The following is an 18,284-nucleotide window of genomic DNA, read 5'->3' on the forward strand; positions in this document are numbered from 1 at the left end:
GGGCAATTGGGATAGATAGGTATAGAAACGCCCCGTTTATGGGCGTGCGTAGTTTGCGAGTCCGTGCCAGCGTTGATTGCTGGCGTGTTCCGTTAAACGGCTTGTTTTGTGAATTAGCCACATGTTAATTTTGTTTGTTTTTTGCAGGCATTTTGTGCTTGTTCTATTGATTCTCCGCCTATACAAAAATCAAACCTCAAGGTTCTCTTTTCTGGGACAGGGTCTGAATTGGTTGAGGCAGGCACCCACTTCCATTTTTTTAGCATTTTATGCGAATGTTTACCAAGGTCCTTTTTCGGTAATGAGTTGATAACCTCAATATTTTCAGTTTTTCCTGAGTCAGAGATGTTGAAAGATAAGATAGCACAACCTATTGTTCCCGAACGGGCAAGTTCTACAGGGTATTTGGGAGTGTTTTTATTTGCACGTTCCCAAATAAAGTCATTAGTGGGGGCTAAATTGGTTACCTGCACGTCAGCGTAAATAGTATTAGTTTTACCTGCAACAGTTGCCGAGGTAATAGTAAGGACAATTGGGATTAACGTTAAAATTTTCATATACACTCCTTGTTAGAATTATTCACAAAACGCTGCATTAAGAAGCGAGTTAAGGCTACCGTTTATTTAACTGAGAAAGTCCCGGCAGCCGTTACGAGTATTCTTCAATGACATGTTAGCTGCCGCATACACTAGTAGTGATAACGACAGGATATTACCGTTAAATATGAATCAGATACCGCATACACTAAACGGTTAGTTTCATCTATCCGCCTAGACCAAAAGCCAGATAAAGTTTCTTTTAATGGCTCTGGCTTACCGATACCCTCAAATGGAGAACACTGAGTTTCACTAATTAATCTATTAATACGCTTCAAGGTCTTTTTATCTTGCCCTTGCCAATAGAAATAATCATTCCAAGCTTCATCTGTCCAAGCAAGCTGCCTAGTCATCAGTAAGCTCTCGATGCTGAACTTTACCCAAATTATAATTTTCTATTGATTTAGATAAATGCGCAGCATTAGCTGGGGATTTTAATAAATGAACTGTTTCCATTAAGCTATTGTAATGCTCCATTGACATTACAACTGCATCCTCTGCATCTCTTCGAGTTATAACGGTATAATCAACATCATTTACAACGTTATCCAAGACAGATTTCAGTCCATTGCGGGCTTCAGTAAAAGATACTATACGCATAGCTCACCTCATTAGTTGTACAGTTAATAAGACAAGTTTAACCAATTAACAATACATGTACGACATTAGGGACAACTCTTAAACTTGAAAGGCAGCTAACGCATTATTGACTTGCTAGTTGCCCTTGGCTAATCTGTGTGTACAAATGTAAACACGTGGTGTTTTATGGATACACGAATTCAATTTAGAGTCGATGAAGAAGTTAAGAAACTTGCTCAACAAATGGCTGAAAGTCAGGGCCGTACGATAAGTGTTGCATGTAGAGAGTTGACGGAGCAATTAGCCGAGCAGCAACGCCTGAAATCATCGCACGACTCTTGGTTAACCGAGCAGGTTAATCAAGCGTTTGAAAAGATGGATGCAGGAAACTCTACGTTTGTAGGTCATGAAGAAGCGAAGGTATCGATGGCGCAAAGAAAAGCAAAAATTAGGCTTCGGGATTAGTAGTGATTTATTGGGAAGAGCAGTCTCTAATTGACCGAGAAAAGATATTTGAATTTCTATACAAGTTTAATCCGATGGCAGCAGAGGCAACGGATGAAACAATAGAGGAAAAAGTTGATGGCATACTGTTTCAACCAGAGATGGGCGTAGAGCGAAAAGGGGTTAATGGGCGACTATTAATAATTCCGAACATATCAATGATAGTTTCATATTATTTTGATGGTAAAAACATTAGAGTAATGCGAGTACTTCATACAAAGCAAAAGTTTCCAGAAAAAGATGTGGGCGATTAACGCTTTGAATATGGGGATTTTAGGAGCGCTTTTTCAGCCAGTAAAATTCCCACCATGATGCACTTGTTATAACTCAATATTATCTGAAGTTAATAGTTGGCGACTATTTCGTAAGGTTAGTATTTTAATCTCACTTTCAATTTTGTAGATAATGCGATAATTACCAAAAACCACTTCTCGATAGTTTGAGCCTAACAATTCTGGCACCACTCGACCTAATTCAGGTTGAGTAGCTAATAAGTCTGCATGATCAAAAATGTCATTAACCCATTTAAAAGCCGCTGAAGGTTTATCAAGTGCAATATACTTTGCCGCGGCTTCTAGTTTTTCTAATGCTAAAGGAGACCAAATTACCTTCAACGATCGATGCTCTGCAAAATTCGTTCTCTAGCATCTGAGTTAGAAACACCTAACCCCGCAGAAAGTTGGGCTTCCGCTTTTTGTACTTCTTCAAGTAATTCAATCTTTTCTTGCATTGATTCATACTCAGCAACACCTAAAACAACAGCGACACCTTTCCCTCTTTGGGTTATAACAATAGGTCGTCTAGTCTCATTAACTTGACGTATAAAAGCAGCTGCACCAGCTCTAAAGTCCGACAGTGGTTGTATATCCTGATCAAAATGAAGCCTACTCATAACTATACCTTTAGTTGTACTCTGTATGGTACAAAGTATAGTTAAAAGCTGCTTGCAGCACAACGCTTGGTTTTTGAGTTATAACGCCCGCCTAACACGCAATGTGTTGGCGTGGCTTTTGCGTTGTTTGCCAAAACTATGACAACTAATCATTGTCGTAGTTGAGGTGCTTGTTATATTCCTTTACGCGATTGCAAAGTCAATTTGATGAACTCTAGCTAAGTTTACATTATGCTTTGCTTGCCAAAGATCATAATTATCTTGCATCGATAACCAACTTTCAGGGCTACGGCCTAGTGCTTTCGATAGTCGTAAAGCCATTTCCGGAGTAACAGCACTTTTAGCTTTTAAGATACGGCTTAAAGTTGAAGGAGAAACATCTAATTGTTTTGCAACAAATCGACAACTATAGCCAAATGGTTCCATATAAACATCGGAAATAAATTCACCCGGATGCGGTGGATTATGCATATTCATTAGTGATAATCCTCATAATTTAAAATAAAAGCATTGCCATCTTTAAATTCGAATGTGACTCGCCAATTACCATTTACAGTAATAGACCAAATTCCATCTCGTTTACCTTTTAAGGCATGTAACTTAAACCCAGGTAAGTCGATGTCGTCTAAAACAGTCGCAGTATCAATAGCGGCGAGTTGCATTCTAAGTCGACGCTCATGCTTGGCTTGAATGCCAGCTTTACTGCCTGACTCAAAGAACTTTCTCAGTCCTTTATGTTTAAATGATTTAATCATAGCCGAAAGTGTAGCGTGTTGCGCAACGGGTGTCTAGAAGGAATATAACGCCGCAATAAACGGCTAAGTAATAGTTGGCTAAAATGTGAAGCGAAGCGGAACCGAGCCAACTTTTACGTGTCCGATATTTAATTGCCTTGTTATATTTTTAACACTATAATGTACTGCATTACCGTACACAAATTGTGAGTTTATTATGAATAGCATAAGCGTGAACCAGTTTAGGGACAACTTAAAAACATATGTTGAACAAACTGTTAATGAGCATGAACCTATAAAAGTAACCAGACGTGCTGGTGAAGACTTTATTGTTATGAGTGCAGATGATTGGGAAAGAGAGCAAGAAACATTGCATGTATTACAAAGTAGTAATTTGATGCAGCAAATTGCCGAATCGATGGAAACTCATGGAAGCAGTAAAGGCTATAAACCAACACAAGAGCAATTAAATGAGATCACTAGTCTTTGAAGGGAAATCTTGGCTCACTTATGAGTTAATGAGAGAAAAAGATAAGAAGCTTCATAAGGCACTGTGTAAAATATTAAAGGAAATGTTGCGCGCAGATCCTGCTAGTGGTCTAGGTAAGCCTGAGCCATTAAAGCATAATTTATCTGGTTTATGGTCAAAGCGCATTTCTCAGAAAGACAGGCTGATTTATAAATTTGATGATGAATACATCTATATTTTCGCAATAGGTGGGCACTACGACCAAAACTAGAAAAAATATAACGCCTACAATAACGGGAAAAGCTAAGCGGCAGCGAGGCTTTTTCCCAATGAGCGAAGCGAATGTTGTTTATTGTTTTGTTAGGTGTTTTCATCGTAAATATCGATTACATGGCAAGATTGAAAAGTAACAAGTTGTCCGCAAAGCACACAATCACTGCCACCTGGATCATTATCTAACTTGCCTTCATAGTAATTAGGATGTTCGGCTGTAATTTCTACCCACATACGTTCAACTGAAATTTCTTCTGAACCAACAGTTTCTTCCATACTGAAGATTAATTTTACCAAATTACCTACTTTAAGAGATTCCCTAGCCTCTTTTTCAGGAATCCAGAATGAGTCAGGATATTCCTTATTTAATTCTTCTCCATTATCCAATTGATAATGATCTTTGTCATAGGTTGGTAGAATCATCAAAATCCTCAAAACACCTAACGCTTAACATATGGGGATTTTAGGAGCGCTTTTTCAGCGAGTAAAATTCCCATCATGATGTTTTTGTTAGAAATTAATTTGATTCAAAGAGCCCCGACAGTATTTTTAATGCCTCACTCTCATCTCTTTTCATAATTAAATTGTGACCAGAAATACCTGCAAATGAATAGAACCTTTTTGCAACTGCATCGTTCGGAGGAGTATCTGATGTCGTGGTATATTCATAGTAGCTGACCTGATTAGGTTGAAGTGAAACATCAAATTCCATTAAGTTGTGGGTCAGAAATGCGTCAGGCTTTAGAACCACTTTATAATCACCTGGTTCAAGGTTTAGTCGAATAAACCCTTTACCACTTAAACACCCACGTTCAAAATCATTTAAAAGCACCTTTAAACATACTGTTACACCATCATTACTATTTGGTTTATACAAATAAAATAATGAAGTATTGTTTGCTATATCTGTATGTTTAACGAATTTAGAACCTTTCGCAATTGGCCCTGCACATGCCGCTAAAAACAAACTTAAAACTATTACTAAAACTCTAATCATGCTCGATGCTTACCTTTAATTTCTAACGCCCGCATTTGCGGCTGGTTTGGAGCGAAGCGGAAAACCAGTCCGACAACATGCGCTTGTTAGGCGCGCTATTGCCAACCATTGTTCTCTTCGCACCAGTCATAAAGAATTATGATTTGTTCAAGCTCATAGATTGCTCGAAACAAATTACCGTAAAGCTTACGCTCACTGAAATTAGCCATTGATTGAGTTAATGCATTATTAAGAAGAAATTCATGCGCCATATCATTACGATAATTTACGACACTTTCTAGATAAATAATAAAATCTGCCCTTAAGCCTTTATCTCTTAGCTCGTTTTTCGTTTTGCCAAGAGTCCACTTCTCCATGCTCTCTGATGGGACGCCATACATTCTTGATAGCAGCCCCTTTAAACCAAATTCGAGAATTTGAGCTTTACCCATGAACATGGCGTACTGCTCAAGAACACCCAGATTTTTGTATTCTTCCAGCTTTGCATCGACTAATTCTTTTATGTCTTCAGCAGATAATGCCGCAACTTCTGTCATTCTCGACTCCTTGTCGCTTCAGGCGCCTAACAGTTTATTAGGCGGAGGTCGGGTTAAATAAAAACACTGGTTTCATTTTCACCTCGACATTCCGATTAATTTATCCAAGTATTTCATTAACTTATCACTTTAGAAAGGGAAATATGTATTTGATATTTTTTGATCAAACCAAGCCATGTATTTATCTAGCCTTTTTAGTCTGGATAAATACATGACTAAAATACAATTGATATAAAAATCAATGTTATAGAGGTGGGGTTTTGTAAAAGTGAAGCCTTAACTGGCTTTTTATGCCCATTAAAAAGTTTGAATATTTGCCATTTTGCATTATAACTGTATATACATACAGCTTAACAGGGATGTCAATATGTCTGCTTTTATTGAGTCAATTCGTGAGGTTATTCGAACTAAACAATATAGTTTAAAAACCGAAAAGTCTTATTTGTATTGGGTTAGGTATTTTATTCGCTTTCATCATTTACGGCATCCTCGAGATATGGGTAATAAAGAAGTTGAGGCGTTTTTGTCTCATCTTGCAGTGGTGCGCGGTGTTAGTGCTGCAACGCAAAATCAGGCTTTGTGCGCCATTGTATTTATGTATAAACACGTTTTGGATACCGAGCTTAAAGATCTAAAATTTGGTTATGCAAAAAAACCTCGAAACTTACCTACTGTTTTAAATGCTCTTGAAGTTCAAAAAATATTAGCCTGTTTGTCGGGCAAATATTGGTTAATCACGGGGATATTGTATGGCTGTGGTTTACGGGTGCACGAGGCGCTGCGCTTACGTATTAAAGATATTGATTTTGTTAATAAGTCGATATTTATTTTTCGGGGCAAGGGCGGTAAAGACAGATACACGCTTTTACCTAATTGTTTAGTTAAGCCCCTTCAGCAGCAAATTGTCGTTGCTAAAAAGTGCCACGCTAGGGATGTGCGCGAGGGATTTGGTTTGGCTTCTTTACCGTCTTCGTTAATCAGAAAATATGGCAATGCTGCTAAGCAGGCCAGTTGGCAGTTTTTGTTTCCTTCTAGTGTGCGTTGTCCGCATCCATTTGATGGTTATATTTGCCGCCATCATATTCACGAAACCGCTTATGCTAAGTCGTTGCGTCAAGCTGTGGCGCAATCTGGTGTGTTAAAACGAGTTACGGCGCATACCTTTCGTCATTCCTTTGCGACTCGACTTTTGCAGGCTGGGGCCGATATTCGCACAGTCCAAGAATTACTCGGTCACGCTGATCTGAGAACGACCGAGATTTATACCCATGTAGTGGGCAGTAGGCGCGCTGGCACTATTAGCCCTATTGATTTACCCGAACAGGCAATACCTGTGTAACTAAGCCATTCCTTTGGCTTAGTGTGTGCAGATTACAATTGTTACAGCAAATCAATATCTACAATGTCCAATAGTTTGCGTTCTACTATTAGCTGTTTGGCGTTTTCTATATCTGGCGAAAAGTACCTGTCTTTGTCGTAAAAAGGTACTTTTGAGCGTAGTAAGGCTTTTACTGTGTTTAATTTGTCGCTAGTTTCAAGAGGAGCTCTAAAGTCTATACCTTGGCATGCGGCTAACCATTCTATGGCTAAAATGCCTGCTACATTGTCGAAAATATCGGCTAATCGTCGGCCAGCAAAGGTGGCCATAGACACATGGTCTTCTTGATTGGCAGATGTTGGCAGAGAGTCTATTGATGCTGGGTGCGCTAGGGTTTTGTTTTCGCTAGCGAGGGCAGCACTGGTAACTTGTGCAATCATAAAGCCTGAGTTAACCCCGCCGTTATCAACTAAAAACGATGGTAAACCGCTTAAACTAGGATCAATTAGCAAGGCCATGCGTCTTTCCGACAGCGCGCCAATTTCTGCTAGGGCAATGGCTAACATGTCTGCGGTCATAGCCACTGTTTCGGCGTGAAAGTTGCCGCCAGATAAAATGTCTTGGCTGTCTGCAAATACTAAGGGATTGTCCGATACTCCATTGGCTTCAACCACTAGTGTTTGCGCGGCAAAGCGCATTTGTTGCAAACAGGCGCCCATCACTTGTGGTTGGCAACGCAGAGAATAGGGGTCTTGCACTTTATCGCAGCCACTGTGCGATTGCCCTATTTCAGATTGTTTAAGTAAAGCGCGGTAGGCTTGAGCTACGTCTATTTGCGCTTGATGACCTCTTGCGGCATGAATTCGTTCGTCAAAAGGTACTCTCGACCCCATAGCGGCTTCAACACTTAATGCACCTATGGCTATGGCACTGTGCAGGGCGTTTTCGGCTCCAAACAGACCTTTTAATGCAAAGGCGGTGGAGGCTTGCGTACCATTAAGTAGCGCTAGGCCTTCTTTAGGCGCTAGGGCAATTTTTTCTAAGCCGGCAATCTCTAGTGCTTTTTCTGCCGAAATACGTTGGCCTTGATAAATCGCTTCTCCTTCGCCTAGTAACACAACACTCATGTGGGCTAAGGGGGCTAAGTCACCCGATGCGCCTACCGAGCCTTTTTCTGGTATGGCTGGGTATACTTCTTTGTTGTACAGGGTGATCAAAGCTTCTATAACTTGTAATCGAATGCCCGAATACCCGCGGGCCAAAGAGTTAATTTTTAGCACCATTAACAATCGTACTACGTCTTGCGACATAAACTGGCCTATGCCTGCGGCGTGCGAAAGCACTATGCTGCGTTGTAATAGTTCTAATTCGTTAGGGGCTATTTTGGTGTTTGCTAACAATCCAAACCCTGTGTTTATGCCATATACAGTGCGTTGTTGCTTAATCACGTCTTGCACCACTTGTTCGGCTTTGTGGATAGCTTCGTGGGATTCAGGTGCTAATGATATAGGCACATGTTGGCGTTGAACTTGCCTTAATTGCGCTAGGGTTAATTGACCTGGTTGAATAGTTAAGTGTTGCATTATTTATCCCCTTGCACGTCTAGCATAGGTAAATCTAATTTGTGCTGTTTGGCGCATGTTTTGGCTATGTCGTAACCTGCATCGGCATGGCGCATTACCCCTGTTGCTGGATCATTGTGTAGTACTCGGGTTATACGTTTGGCCGCTTCGTCTGTGCCATCACATAAAATCACTACTCCAGAGTGTTGGCTAAAGCCCATGCCTACCCCGCCTCCATGGTGCAAACTTACCCAAGTTGCGCCGCCAGCAGTGTTAAGCATGGCATTCAGTATTGGCCAGTCAGATACTGCGTCAGAGCCATCTAACATGCTTTCGGTTTCGCGGTTGGGTGATGCAACCGAGCCTGAGTCTAGGTGATCGCGCCCAATGACTACTGGCGCTGATAGTTCACCGCTTCTAACCATTTCATTAAAGGCTAATCCGAGTTTTTGTCTTTCGCCTAAGCCTACCCAACATATACGAGCAGGTAGCCCTTGAAATTGAATGCGTTCTTTGGCCATATCTAGCCATCTATGCAGATGTTTATTATCTGGGATCAATTCTTTCACTTTGGCATCGGTTTTGTAGATATCTTCGGGATCTCCAGATAAAGCTACCCAGCGAAATGGCCCTATGCCTTGGCAAAATAACGGGCGAATATAAGCTGGTACAAAGCCCGGAAAATCAAAGGCGTTTTGTATGCCTTCTTCAAAGGCCATTTGCCTAATGTTGTTACCATAATCAAGGGTTACAGCTCCTTGGTTTTGTAGATCTAACATGGCGTTAACTTGTACTGCCATAGATTGTTTGGCGGCCTTAACTACTGTAGCTTCGTCTGACGCGCGCATAGTGGCGGCTTGTTCTAAACTCCAGCCCTGTGGCAAATAGCCGTTTAACGGATCGTGAGCACTGGTTTGGTCGGTCACCACATCTGGGATCACTTTGCGTGCTACTAATTCGGCAAATACATCGGCGGCATTGGCGAGTAAGCCAATCGACACAGCTTGGTTATTGGCTTGGGCGTCTTTTAGCATGCTCAGTGCCTGATCTAAATTATCGGCTTTTTTATCTAAGTAGCCGGTTTTTAATCTAAAATCGATGCGGCTTTCGTCAACTTCAATGGCCAACATAGAAAACCCCGCCATAGTGGCTGCTAAAGGCTGAGCACCGCCCATGCCACCTAAGCCACCTGTTAGTATCCAGCGGCCTGTGGCTTCGCCATTAAAATGCTGTTTGGCCACACTCACAAAGGTTTCGTAAGTACCTTGCACTATGCCTTGCGAGCCAATGTATATCCAAGAGCCTGCGGTCATTTGGCCGTACATCATTAAGCCTTGTTTATCTAACTTATTAAAATGCTCCCAATTGGCCCAGTGCGGCACTAGGTTTGAGTTGGCAATTAATACTCTGGGTGCGTTTTCGTGGGTTGGAAATACCCCTACTGGTTTACCGCTTTGCACTAATAAAGTTTCATCGTTATTTAACCGAGTTAATACTTCTACTATTTTGTCAAAGCTCGGCCAGTCGCGGGCGGCACGCCCAATACCACCATAAACCACTAGGTCTTGGGGGTGTTCGGCCACTTCTGGGTCAAGGTTGTTCATTAACATTCTGAGTGGCGCTTCGGTCTGCCAACTTTTGGCGGTCAGGGTGGCGCCTCTTGGGGCTTTAATTACGCGGCTGGGATCGTGACGATTCATAAGTGTATCCTAAGAGGTTGGATTAAATGTAAGGTGCCCGCCAATCCGATATCGGTCAGCTGGGTGGTATAACAGGGCATAACTCACTATGCCTTTGGCAGAAAAGGTTCTTCGGCTAATTTTCAAGCATGCCTGCCCTGTTGCCATGGTTAATAAATTGGCTATTTTTTCTGGTGCTAAGCAGGCTTCTACCACATGGTCTGCTTGAGTCAGTGGTGCCACCTGATTAAGATAATGACTAGCTGTGATCTGCGAAAAATCTTGCTGCAAATACTCGGGTGCCCATTTAGGGTTAACCAGTCGATCTTCGAGCTGCACGGCTAGGCCGTTTTCTTTGTGCACTATTTGGGTATGAAATACTTGGCTACCTAGCTTTACCCCTAACCATGCGCTTTGCTGTTCGTTGGCTTGAATACTTTGCGCTTTTATCACTTGGTTAGCATAGCTATGGCCACGCTGAATAATTTCTTCATCTATACTACGAATTTCTAACATTGAGCTCATAGGTCGGCAATCAGATACAAAAGTGCCTAAACCTTGCGAGCGCGCTAAAATGCCTTCGTTGACTAATTCACTTAAGGCTCTGCGCGCGGTCATTCGACTCACTCCATAAGCATCGGCCAGCTGGTTTTCAGAAGGAATTTTATCACCAGGCGCCATTTCGCCTTGCTCAATCTTTTTTAATAAAGCCGATTTAATTAATAAAAACCGGGCTTGAATTGGCTTAGTATTATTCAAGGTATTTCCTGCTCAATGACTTAACCGACAATTTATATCAAGCTACTTGTATATACAAGTATGTACAAGTAAGCTTAAGCAAAATACTACTCTGAGAGAAAGCCATGACCTTGCCATGTGATCTATTAATTAAAAACGTTCGAATTGCCTCTATGCAGCAGCAAGGTCAACCCTATGGCGAGTTAAACGAGCAGGTAGTAGCCATTAAAGACGGCAAAATCATTGGCCTAAGTAAACAAGCTCAAGATTTTTCTGCCACTAGAACTTTTGATGGCCAGCAAAAATGGTTGTTACCAGGTTTTATCGATTGCCATACTCATTTGGTTTATGGTGGCAATCGCGCCGCCGAATTTGAACAGCGGTTATTGGGTAAATCTTATGCCGAAATAGCCCAAGCAGGTGGCGGAATTCAAAACACTGTTAATGCCACACGTGCTGCGTCTGCCAGCAATTTGCTAAATAAAGCGCTAAAACGAGCGGCTCGCTTGGTCGAAGAAGGGGTGACCTGTATTGAGGTAAAGTCTGGTTATGGCCTAGATCTCGACACCGAAATTAAAATGCTTAAGGTGGCCAAACAAATCGAACACCATCTGCCAGTCACTATTATTCCTACTTATTTAGGCGCACATACTGTACCCAAAGAATTTAAACAGGCGCCCAACGACTATGTAGATTTTATTTGCCAAAAAGTCATCCCAGAAGTGGCTAAACAGCAACTCGCCGAGGCTGTTGATGTGTTTTGTGAAAGCATTGGGTTTTCGCCAGCTCAATGTGAAAAAGTCTTTGTGGCAGCCAAACAACATGGATTAAAAGTAAAAGCCCATGTTGAACAGTTATCTGATTTAAAAGGTGCCAAATTAGCCAGCGAGTATCAGGCGTTATCGGTGGATCATATTGAATATATGCAAGCTGTAGATGTGCCCTATCTCAAACAATCAGGCACAGTCGCGGTTTTATTACCCGGGGCCTTTTATTATTTACACGAAAAACAATTGCCGCCTATTCAGGCATTGCGTGAGCATCAGGTGCCTATGGCCATTGCCACCGATCTTAACCCTGGTAGTTCACCCATTGCCTCTTTGTTAACCACTATGAATATGGCCAGTGTACTTTTTGCTTTAACTCCTGAAGAAGCACTCAAAGGGGTCACAGTGCATGCTGCTCAAGCCCTAGGATTAAGCAATAAAGGACAAATTGCACAGCACATGGATGCAGATTTATGTTTATGGGATATCGAGCATCCAAACGAATTAGTATACGCTGTAAACCAACACAGACCCGAGACTAAATGGTTAGCAGGACAACAGGTATAATTTCATGGCAAAAATCGACAACAGTTATCATTGGGTAGGTCGCACAGACTCTGAAGACGGCCAAAAAGGTCTGCGTTTTCATCAGGTGGTTGGGCAACAAAACCATCAACAAAGTTGTGCACTTGTGGGTTTTCAGTGTGATTTAGGGGTTGCCGCCAATAAAGGTCGAGTAGGCAGCGCCTTAGGCCCAAATGCTATTCGTAGTTCGCTAGCCAACTTAGCTTGGCATGCCCCATGTAATTTATTTGATGCAGGCAATATTAAAGCGGCACATCAACTCGCCGACGCCCAAGATTTATATGCACAGTCTATTCAGCAAAGTTTAACTAAAAACCAGTTTGTGATTGGGTTAGGCGGAGGTCACGAAATAGCCTGGGGGAGTTATCAGGGGCTGTTCCAACACTTAGCTAAACACCCCAACAAAAGCATAGGAATTATAAATTTTGATGCACATTTTGATTTAAGAAAACCCGCGCCTAGCGCCAGTTCTGGTACACCTTTTCGGCAAATAGCCGAATATTGCCAAGAGTACGACCTAGACTTTAATTATGTTTGTTTGGGTGTGTCCGAGGCTGCTAATACCCCAGCTTTGTTCGACTACGCTAAACAGACCCGTACCGAATATCTACTGGATACAGATTGTACATTTCAGGCCGCCAAACATTTGTTAGAGCCTTTTTTATTCAACATTGACGAATTGTATGTCACGGTTTGTTTAGATGCCTTTCCTGCTTACCAAGCACCTGGTGTAAGTGCCCCTAGTGCCTTGGGTATTTCTGTACAAATGGTTATAGATACCTTGCATTGGATAGCACAAAGCCAAGCATCCTTTGGTTTTAATTGGTCTTTAGCAGACATAGCCGAAATGAACCCCAATTTTGATCAAGACAACCGAACTGCCAAACTGGCTGCTCGCTTAGTGTTTGAAATGCTTAAAGCTAAATTTGTAAAAGGCCAATAACACCAAGTTAACCTAACAAGCTTAAATTTAGCGCTAAGACTTGCCTGCCCTTTTGCATTGTAAATTTTGGCTATGCCTTCTATATTCAGAGCTGTACAAAAAATACACAGCGGATCAAAGGCATGATCGCATCTACACAACTCTATAATGTAGGCGCCCTAAAATGTTAGGGGCCGTTTCCACTTACCGACTAAACGTACGCAGCTTGCCTTCGCCTACTAGTAGTATTCTTGGCCAACTCTCAGAAGGCATGGTGGTAAAAGGCGAAGGGCCGCACAATAATTGGTTACAGTTTGAGTACCAAGATACCTTTGGCTTTGTCTGCGCTGCTTATTTAAAACCCGTCAACGATCTTTCGCGCTTAACTGGCACAGTCAATACAACTAGATTAAACATTAGGCAGGGGCCTTCAACTAGTGCCAAGCACCTAGCCACAATTGGCCGAGGGGCATCTGTAAAAACCCTAGCCTTAGTTAACGATTGGATAGAAATTGAGTTTAATGGCCAAACTGCCTATGCCGCGGCCAAATATATCGATTTAGTTTATGTTTCTTCGGGATATTACGCCAAGGTGGTCGCCGATGTATTAAATGTGCGTTCGGCACCTTATGTAGGCGCGAGCTTATTTGGTCAAATTAATTTAGATACCCGAGTGTGGGTTGAGGGCACGCAAAAAAATTGGAGCCAAATTCGCTTTAACGGTAACCGTGGGTATGTAGTGAGTGACTATTTAAAAGCAGACTTAAGCCCAGCTGCAGAGTCATCTGAAGAGGTACCTATTGCACTCTCTGAGCACCAAGACAGCTTACCTATTCCTGTTGCCGAACCTAGCCATGATCTAAACCGGATTACCCCCTCTCTTATTTTGCCTGTGACCGGCTCGAGCGAACAAAAAAACGTGGCAGCTACCTGGAATCGCTGGGGTGCCTTGTTAGAAAACCTCAGTGCGAAAAAACAACTGGATGTGGCTTGCGCCTTAGCTGTGCTCTGTGTTGAAAGTTCGGGCAAAGGCTTTGAGCAAAATAATGCTGACCGCATGATCATCCGCTTTGAAAATCACAAATTTTGGAAATACTGGGGCAAACATAATCCACAACAATACCGTCAACACTTTAGTTACTCAGAAGACAAAGTGTGGTTAGGACATAAGTGGCGCCAAGAAGCCTCGGGCGAATGGCAAAGTTTTCATGGCAGGCAAAGTGCCGAATGGCAAGTATTTGAATTTGCTAGGCAGCTAGACGAAAACGCCGCTATGTTATCGATCAGTATGGGCGCCCCACAAATAATGGGCTTTCATTATGAGCGTATTGGTTACCAGTCGGTCACCGAAATGTTTGCTGCTTTTGCTAGCAATATTCAAGGGCAAATAAACGGCCTGTTTGATTTTTTCTCTCCCCGTATGCTGCGGTATTTACAAGACCTCGCCTTTGAAGATTTTGCAGGCATGTATAACGGTAAAGGGCAAAAGAAAATCTATGGCGAAAAAATTCAAAAACACTACAGGGCGTGTAAAAAGTTAATGCCCAATGCCAATTAAGTGGCTTACTAGGAGGGAATATGAACGTTTTTTCATTTATTAGTAACATTTTCGAACCTGCGGCAAAGTTAGTCGACGAATTACATACCAGCGACGAAGAAAAACTTAAACTTCAAGCTCAGATAAAAGCAGTAGAAAACGAGCTATTGGCCAAGGTCATTGATTACGAATCTAAATTATTAGAAAGCAAAACCGCAATTATATCTGCAGAAGCCACAGGCCAGTCTTGGATGCAACGTAATTGGCGCCCTATTACCATGCTAACGTTTTTAGCCTTAGTGGTGTTTGATAGTTTTGGCTGGTTACCTAATCCCTTGGCAGGCGATGCATGGACCTTATTACAAATAGGTTTAGGTGGATATGTTGCAGGCCGTAGTGCAGAAAAAATGACACAGCAATATTTAAAAGCCCGCCCCGCAGAAAACAAATCGGGTGATATGGCAAAAGGCTAGGCTGCTTTTAAATTAATCTACCGGCATAACATTTTGAATATTGTATTGTTGCTTAAGTTTTTTATATTTTCCGCTGGCAACAAATTCGCGTAATGCCCGATTAAAAGCCTGCTTTAATTGAATATCTTTAAAGCCCGCACTGTAGCGGTTCATGGGAAATAACGGATGAACCGTGACGTTATTTAAATGATTTTGGCCAGTATGCTTTTTGCTAAGGGCCGAAAAAATATTAATATCGATAATAATGGCATCAACTTCACCGAGTAAAAATAACTCTAATTGTCCGCGCTGATCGGCCATTTCTAGGTATAAATGATTCTTAGCCGCTACCACTTTAAACTCGTCACCTAAGACTTGAGAGGCTCCTTGGAAAGCCACCAAACTCAGTTCGCTGAGATCTGATACATGTTCTACTTCTAGTTTATTTTCGCGTAAAGTTAACACCACATTTTGATATATCACAAACACATCACTCAACAGCGCTTTGTTTACTCCACTATTGAGATTTAAGGTGAGCGCCATATCCACTTTACCTTGCTTTAGCAGGCTAATGGTGCGTTCGTAGGGCACATACACAAAATGCGCCTTGTGCCCCATACTGCTTAGCACTTGCTTTACTAAATCTAATTCAAAACCCGAGTGATGCTCTGGAATAATATAGGGAGGTCTGGCCCACCCTGCTGCCACATCTATCGTTTTAGCCAACCCAAGCCAAGAAGTACTAGCCAAAATCAAAGCCAATGCATACAGCATTTTATTTAACTTAAGTTTTTTTAAATCTCGGCTAATACTTAATTTAAACACAGTCAATTTCGACTCTCTTATTTGCCTATTGCGAATTTCTTTGGCCTGGAATATAAGTTTCTACCGCTCTTTTTAATACATCTTCGCGATAAAAGGCCACGTCTTTAAATTGTTTATCTGCGTAACGCTGGGCTTGGTCATAAAAATGTTTAGACTCTGGATCACCACTTTGACCACCCGCCAACAAAGATTTAGCTTTAACTTTATCACCAAATTCCACCACTGCCACAAAACTATTGCCGCGATAGCCATAAAGTTTTTTACTGCCATTTACGCTTCGAGAGCCATAGGCTGCTAAGGCTCCCCATCGGCCAGACGCCATACCAATTGCAATACTAGGCGCATTGTCATCCACTACATAATCAATATCACCCGTCAGGCGCTGAAACCTATTAATTTCTCCCCAAGGTTTTTGCCATTGACCAAAGTTAGTTTCGAGCTTTTCTAAAGCTTTTCCAAAGATTTCGAGTCTTTCTGAGCGCAACGATTGTGTACCAAAATGCTCAATACGCTGCATTAAGCTGCTGCCAGTTGGATAATCACCCTCGGCTAAATACTGCATGCCATAAAAATGTGCCAACGACATGGCCACTGAATCTGTAGACACAGTAAAATCCCAGTTACGTAACACTTCTATCGGCTCGGCTAAATAACGCGCGGGGTTGCGGGTTTTATCGTATGCATCAACCAAACCCGTAATTAGGCTTTCAAAACCTGGTAAATAGGGATCGTATGCCAATTCAATCAAGCTATCTAAGGTCACATTGCTTGCGTTTTTTAACACTCTTACGGCATTTATGCCTCTGTGATTTTCAGCATCTGGTGCCATATATTTAGGGTAATTTTCTGGCTTAGGGCTAAATTCGCCCGCTGCGGTAAAAGGTGTAGAGTTGGCATTTTGGATCCAGCCAATAGCGGGATTTAACAAAGTAATAGTTTCACTTACATCATGTAAGCCCTGCCAATCTGTTTTAGAGGTAGTGCCTATCACGGGTTGTGAATAGTCAAAGCTTGGATCGCGCTTAGGGATAAAGTTGCCATGAAAATAGGCAATATTGCCTTGAGCATCGGCATACACAGTATTGTTAGATGAGTTGGTGCGCATATCCATCATTTTTCTAAATTCTGCGTAATTAGCGGTTTTGGTTCGAATAAAAGACTGCTGCAAAGCGTTGACCGGATCCCAATTAATGCGAGTGGTGATCCACTTACCATTTTCACTATGGGTCACTGGCCCATGATGGGTGGCATAAGTAGTAAACCTTTTAGCTTTGTATTGCTGGCCTTCTTTGTAATACAAAGTTACAGGCTCAGTTTTAACTCTTAATTCATCATCGTCATATAAATAATACAGCTTGTTGTTACGTTGAATGATGTGCTCTTGGTATTCGTCCATAAAGTCCACGTAAGTGGAGGTGTGCATCCAGCCGTTGTGTTGATTAAATCCCTGATAAACAAAAAATTGCCCCCAAGTTACTGCACCATAGGCGTTTAAGCCCTCTTCACTCACTACATGTACTTCGGGTCTAAAATAAAAAGAAGTATGGGGATTAATCAATAACATGCTGTTGCCAGAAGCAGTTAACTTACCAGAAAGCGCAAAACCATTAGAGCCAGAAGGCTCTGTCATGGCCACATCGATTTTTTCTGGTCTATCGCTTTGCTGTCCATAAAAGGCTTCGATTCCTTTCACCGATATTTGCTCTATATCGCCGCCAATTGACCCTTCAGAAAAAAACATCGGCATCCAGGGTTCAAATTTGCGGATCAAAGCAGGTTTTACCTCGGGGTGTGTGGCTAGGTAAAAGTTCAGTCCATCAGCAAAGGCTTGGCATAATTGTTTGAGTGATTCAGGTGCATTTTCATAAGCGCGTTTGGCTTGTTCTGTGCTCATAAACAATCTGGCACGTAAGTCACTGTAAATGGCTTTTTCGCCTTCTACTTCGGCTAAGCGGCCAATTGCCCAAATATAATTTCGCTCAACCCGGTTAAAATCATCTTCGGCTTGTGCGTACAACAGTCCAAACACCGCATCGGCATCGGTTTTGCCATATATGTGCGGCACCCCAAAATCATCACGTATAATTTCAACCTGCTTAGCTCTGGCGCTTAAGCGTTCAAATTCGGTCAGAGGTTTAGTGGTACTACAAGCGCCCAAGAATAGGGCAAAAATCAGCGCTAAAAGATTAACAAGCTTAGCCTTTGAGAGAACCTTAACTGTCATAATTTATCCATAAAAAATAAAGATTTTAGCTGATGCTACCAAGCAGCTATTAAGAAGTACAACCTAGGTTAAAAAAGCAGCGTTTTTACTCGACT

24 protein-coding genes are annotated in these 18,284 nt (G+C 41.9%); 9 read left to right on the forward strand and 15 right to left on the reverse strand.

The window, feature by feature from the left end; all coding sequences use genetic code 11:
* Positions 1 to 113: 113 nt before the first annotated feature.
* The 3 genes from ACVCDT_RS02440 to ACVCDT_RS02450 form a co-directional block, all read right to left on the reverse strand.
* Positions 114 to 557 carry an energy transducer TonB gene (locus ACVCDT_RS02440; protein ID WP_447131151.1) on the reverse strand — a complete coding sequence of 148 codons (444 nt, stop codon included), beginning with the start codon at positions 555 to 557 and terminating at the stop codon, positions 114 to 116.
* Positions 558 to 688: 131 nt separating this feature from the next.
* Positions 689 to 949, reverse strand: coding sequence for a Txe/YoeB family addiction module toxin (locus ACVCDT_RS02445; RefSeq protein WP_447131152.1), 261 nt, complete (start codon positions 947 to 949; stop codon positions 689 to 691).
* The gene (locus ACVCDT_RS02450; RefSeq protein ID WP_447131153.1) at positions 942 to 1,196 is read right to left on the reverse strand and encodes a type II toxin-antitoxin system Phd/YefM family antitoxin; all 255 of its coding nucleotides are present in this window, start codon (positions 1,194 to 1,196) and stop codon (positions 942 to 944) included. The genes ACVCDT_RS02445 and ACVCDT_RS02450 overlap by 8 nt, the downstream gene beginning before the upstream one ends.
* Positions 1,197 to 1,361: 165 nt before the next feature.
* Here ACVCDT_RS02450 and ACVCDT_RS02455 point away from each other — a divergent pair, with 165 nt between their 5' ends.
* Together ACVCDT_RS02455 and ACVCDT_RS02460 are read left to right on the forward strand one after the other, a co-directional pair.
* Positions 1,362 to 1,640, forward strand: a complete 279-nt coding sequence (locus ACVCDT_RS02455; RefSeq protein WP_447131154.1) for a damage-inducible protein J — start codon at positions 1,362 to 1,364, stop codon at positions 1,638 to 1,640.
* Between the two features lie 2 nt (positions 1,641 to 1,642).
* Complete coding sequence (locus tag ACVCDT_RS02460) at positions 1,643 to 1,933, forward strand: type II toxin-antitoxin system RelE/ParE family toxin (protein WP_447131155.1); 291 nt, start codon at positions 1,643 to 1,645, stop codon at positions 1,931 to 1,933.
* Positions 1,934 to 1,999: 66 nt separating this feature from the next.
* Here the strand turns inward: ACVCDT_RS02460 and ACVCDT_RS02465 are convergent, their stop codons facing one another.
* From ACVCDT_RS02465 to ACVCDT_RS02480, 4 genes are all read right to left on the reverse strand, one after another.
* Positions 2,000 to 2,293 (reverse strand): type II toxin-antitoxin system RelE/ParE family toxin, encoded by a 294-nt coding sequence (locus ACVCDT_RS02465; protein ID WP_447131156.1) that lies wholly within the window; start codon positions 2,291 to 2,293, stop codon positions 2,000 to 2,002.
* Positions 2,290 to 2,571 (reverse strand): type II toxin-antitoxin system Phd/YefM family antitoxin, encoded by a 282-nt coding sequence (locus ACVCDT_RS02470; RefSeq protein ID WP_447131157.1) that lies wholly within the window; start codon positions 2,569 to 2,571, stop codon positions 2,290 to 2,292. The genes ACVCDT_RS02465 and ACVCDT_RS02470 overlap by 4 nt, the downstream gene beginning before the upstream one ends.
* A gap of 183 nt (positions 2,572 to 2,754) precedes the next feature.
* Entirely contained in the window at positions 2,755 to 3,048 is a 294-nt protein-coding gene (locus ACVCDT_RS02475) for a HigA family addiction module antitoxin (protein ID WP_447131158.1), read from the reverse strand.
* Positions 3,048 to 3,326 (reverse strand): type II toxin-antitoxin system RelE/ParE family toxin, encoded by a 279-nt coding sequence (locus ACVCDT_RS02480; protein ID WP_447131159.1) that lies wholly within the window; start codon positions 3,324 to 3,326, stop codon positions 3,048 to 3,050. Before ACVCDT_RS02480 ends, ACVCDT_RS02475 begins: the two co-directional genes overlap by 1 nt.
* A gap of 196 nt (positions 3,327 to 3,522) precedes the next feature.
* Here ACVCDT_RS02480 and ACVCDT_RS02485 point away from each other — a divergent pair, with 196 nt between their 5' ends.
* Together ACVCDT_RS02485 and ACVCDT_RS02490 are read left to right on the forward strand one after the other, a co-directional pair.
* Positions 3,523 to 3,795, forward strand: a complete 273-nt coding sequence (locus ACVCDT_RS02485) for a type II toxin-antitoxin system Phd/YefM family antitoxin (protein ID WP_447131160.1) — start codon at positions 3,523 to 3,525, stop codon at positions 3,793 to 3,795.
* Entirely contained in the window at positions 3,776 to 4,045 is a 270-nt protein-coding gene (locus tag ACVCDT_RS02490; protein ID WP_447131161.1) for a Txe/YoeB family addiction module toxin, read from the forward strand. Before ACVCDT_RS02485 ends, ACVCDT_RS02490 begins: the two co-directional genes overlap by 20 nt.
* A gap of 89 nt (positions 4,046 to 4,134) precedes the next feature.
* On the opposite strand, the gene ACVCDT_RS02495 is transcribed toward ACVCDT_RS02490, so the two are convergent.
* The 3 genes from ACVCDT_RS02495 to ACVCDT_RS02505 all read right to left on the reverse strand — a co-directional run bounded on the left by ACVCDT_RS02495 (position 4,135) and on the right by ACVCDT_RS02505 (position 5,580).
* Positions 4,135 to 4,470 (reverse strand): DUF2314 domain-containing protein, encoded by a 336-nt coding sequence (locus ACVCDT_RS02495; protein WP_447131120.1) that lies wholly within the window; start codon positions 4,468 to 4,470, stop codon positions 4,135 to 4,137.
* Between the two features lie 94 nt (positions 4,471 to 4,564).
* Positions 4,565 to 5,044, reverse strand: coding sequence for a hypothetical protein (locus tag ACVCDT_RS02500; protein ID WP_447131162.1), 480 nt, complete (start codon positions 5,042 to 5,044; stop codon positions 4,565 to 4,567).
* 95 nt (positions 5,045 to 5,139) lie between these two features.
* Positions 5,140 to 5,580, reverse strand: coding sequence for a hypothetical protein (locus ACVCDT_RS02505; protein ID WP_447131163.1), 441 nt, complete (start codon positions 5,578 to 5,580; stop codon positions 5,140 to 5,142).
* Positions 5,581 to 5,947: 367 nt separating this feature from the next.
* On the opposite strand from ACVCDT_RS02505, the gene ACVCDT_RS02510 reads away from it, so the two are divergent.
* Positions 5,948 to 6,919 (forward strand): integron integrase, encoded by a 972-nt coding sequence (locus ACVCDT_RS02510; protein WP_447131164.1) that lies wholly within the window; start codon positions 5,948 to 5,950, stop codon positions 6,917 to 6,919.
* 41 nt (positions 6,920 to 6,960) lie between these two features.
* Here the strand turns inward: ACVCDT_RS02510 and hutH are convergent, their stop codons facing one another.
* From hutH to hutC, 3 genes are read right to left on the reverse strand one after another with little or no spacing between them, the layout of a single operon-like run.
* On the reverse strand, positions 6,961 to 8,481 hold the full coding sequence (hutH, locus tag ACVCDT_RS02515; RefSeq protein WP_447131165.1) for a histidine ammonia-lyase: 1,521 nt from the start codon (positions 8,479 to 8,481) through the stop codon (positions 6,961 to 6,963).
* A complete protein-coding gene (hutU, locus tag ACVCDT_RS02520) occupies positions 8,481 to 10,160 on the reverse strand; it encodes a urocanate hydratase (protein WP_447131166.1) in 1,680 nt (559 codons plus the stop codon). Before hutU ends, hutH begins: the two co-directional genes overlap by 1 nt.
* Before the next feature lie 9 nt (positions 10,161 to 10,169).
* Complete coding sequence (hutC, locus tag ACVCDT_RS02525; protein ID WP_447131274.1) at positions 10,170 to 10,880, reverse strand: histidine utilization transcriptional repressor HutC; 711 nt, start codon at positions 10,878 to 10,880, stop codon at positions 10,170 to 10,172.
* A gap of 122 nt (positions 10,881 to 11,002) precedes the next feature.
* On the opposite strand from hutC, the gene hutI reads away from it, so the two are divergent.
* The 4 genes from hutI to ACVCDT_RS02545 all read left to right on the forward strand — a co-directional run bounded on the left by hutI (position 11,003) and on the right by ACVCDT_RS02545 (position 15,161).
* A complete protein-coding gene (hutI, locus tag ACVCDT_RS02530; RefSeq protein ID WP_447131167.1) occupies positions 11,003 to 12,211 on the forward strand; it encodes an imidazolonepropionase in 1,209 nt (402 codons plus the stop codon).
* Positions 12,212 to 12,215: 4 nt separating this feature from the next.
* Positions 12,216 to 13,172, forward strand: a complete 957-nt coding sequence (gene hutG, locus ACVCDT_RS02535) for a formimidoylglutamase (RefSeq protein ID WP_447131168.1) — start codon at positions 12,216 to 12,218, stop codon at positions 13,170 to 13,172.
* A 163-nt stretch (positions 13,173 to 13,335) separates the two neighbouring features.
* Complete coding sequence (locus ACVCDT_RS02540; RefSeq protein WP_447131169.1) at positions 13,336 to 14,709, forward strand: N-acetylmuramidase domain-containing protein; 1,374 nt, start codon at positions 13,336 to 13,338, stop codon at positions 14,707 to 14,709.
* Between the two features lie 20 nt (positions 14,710 to 14,729).
* Positions 14,730 to 15,161, forward strand: a complete 432-nt coding sequence (locus ACVCDT_RS02545) for a 3TM-type holin (protein WP_447131170.1) — start codon at positions 14,730 to 14,732, stop codon at positions 15,159 to 15,161.
* Positions 15,162 to 15,173: 12 nt separating this feature from the next.
* On the opposite strand, the gene ACVCDT_RS02550 is transcribed toward ACVCDT_RS02545, so the two are convergent.
* Both ACVCDT_RS02550 and ACVCDT_RS02555 read right to left on the reverse strand, forming a co-directional pair.
* Entirely contained in the window at positions 15,174 to 15,965 is a 792-nt protein-coding gene (locus ACVCDT_RS02550; protein WP_447131275.1) for a substrate-binding periplasmic protein, read from the reverse strand.
* Positions 15,966 to 15,990: 25 nt separating this feature from the next.
* Positions 15,991 to 18,189, reverse strand: coding sequence for an acylase (locus tag ACVCDT_RS02555; RefSeq protein WP_447131171.1), 2,199 nt, complete (start codon positions 18,187 to 18,189; stop codon positions 15,991 to 15,993).
* Between the last annotated feature and the right edge of the window lie 95 nt (positions 18,190 to 18,284).

The organism is Paraglaciecola aestuariivivens (assembly GCF_052983255.1).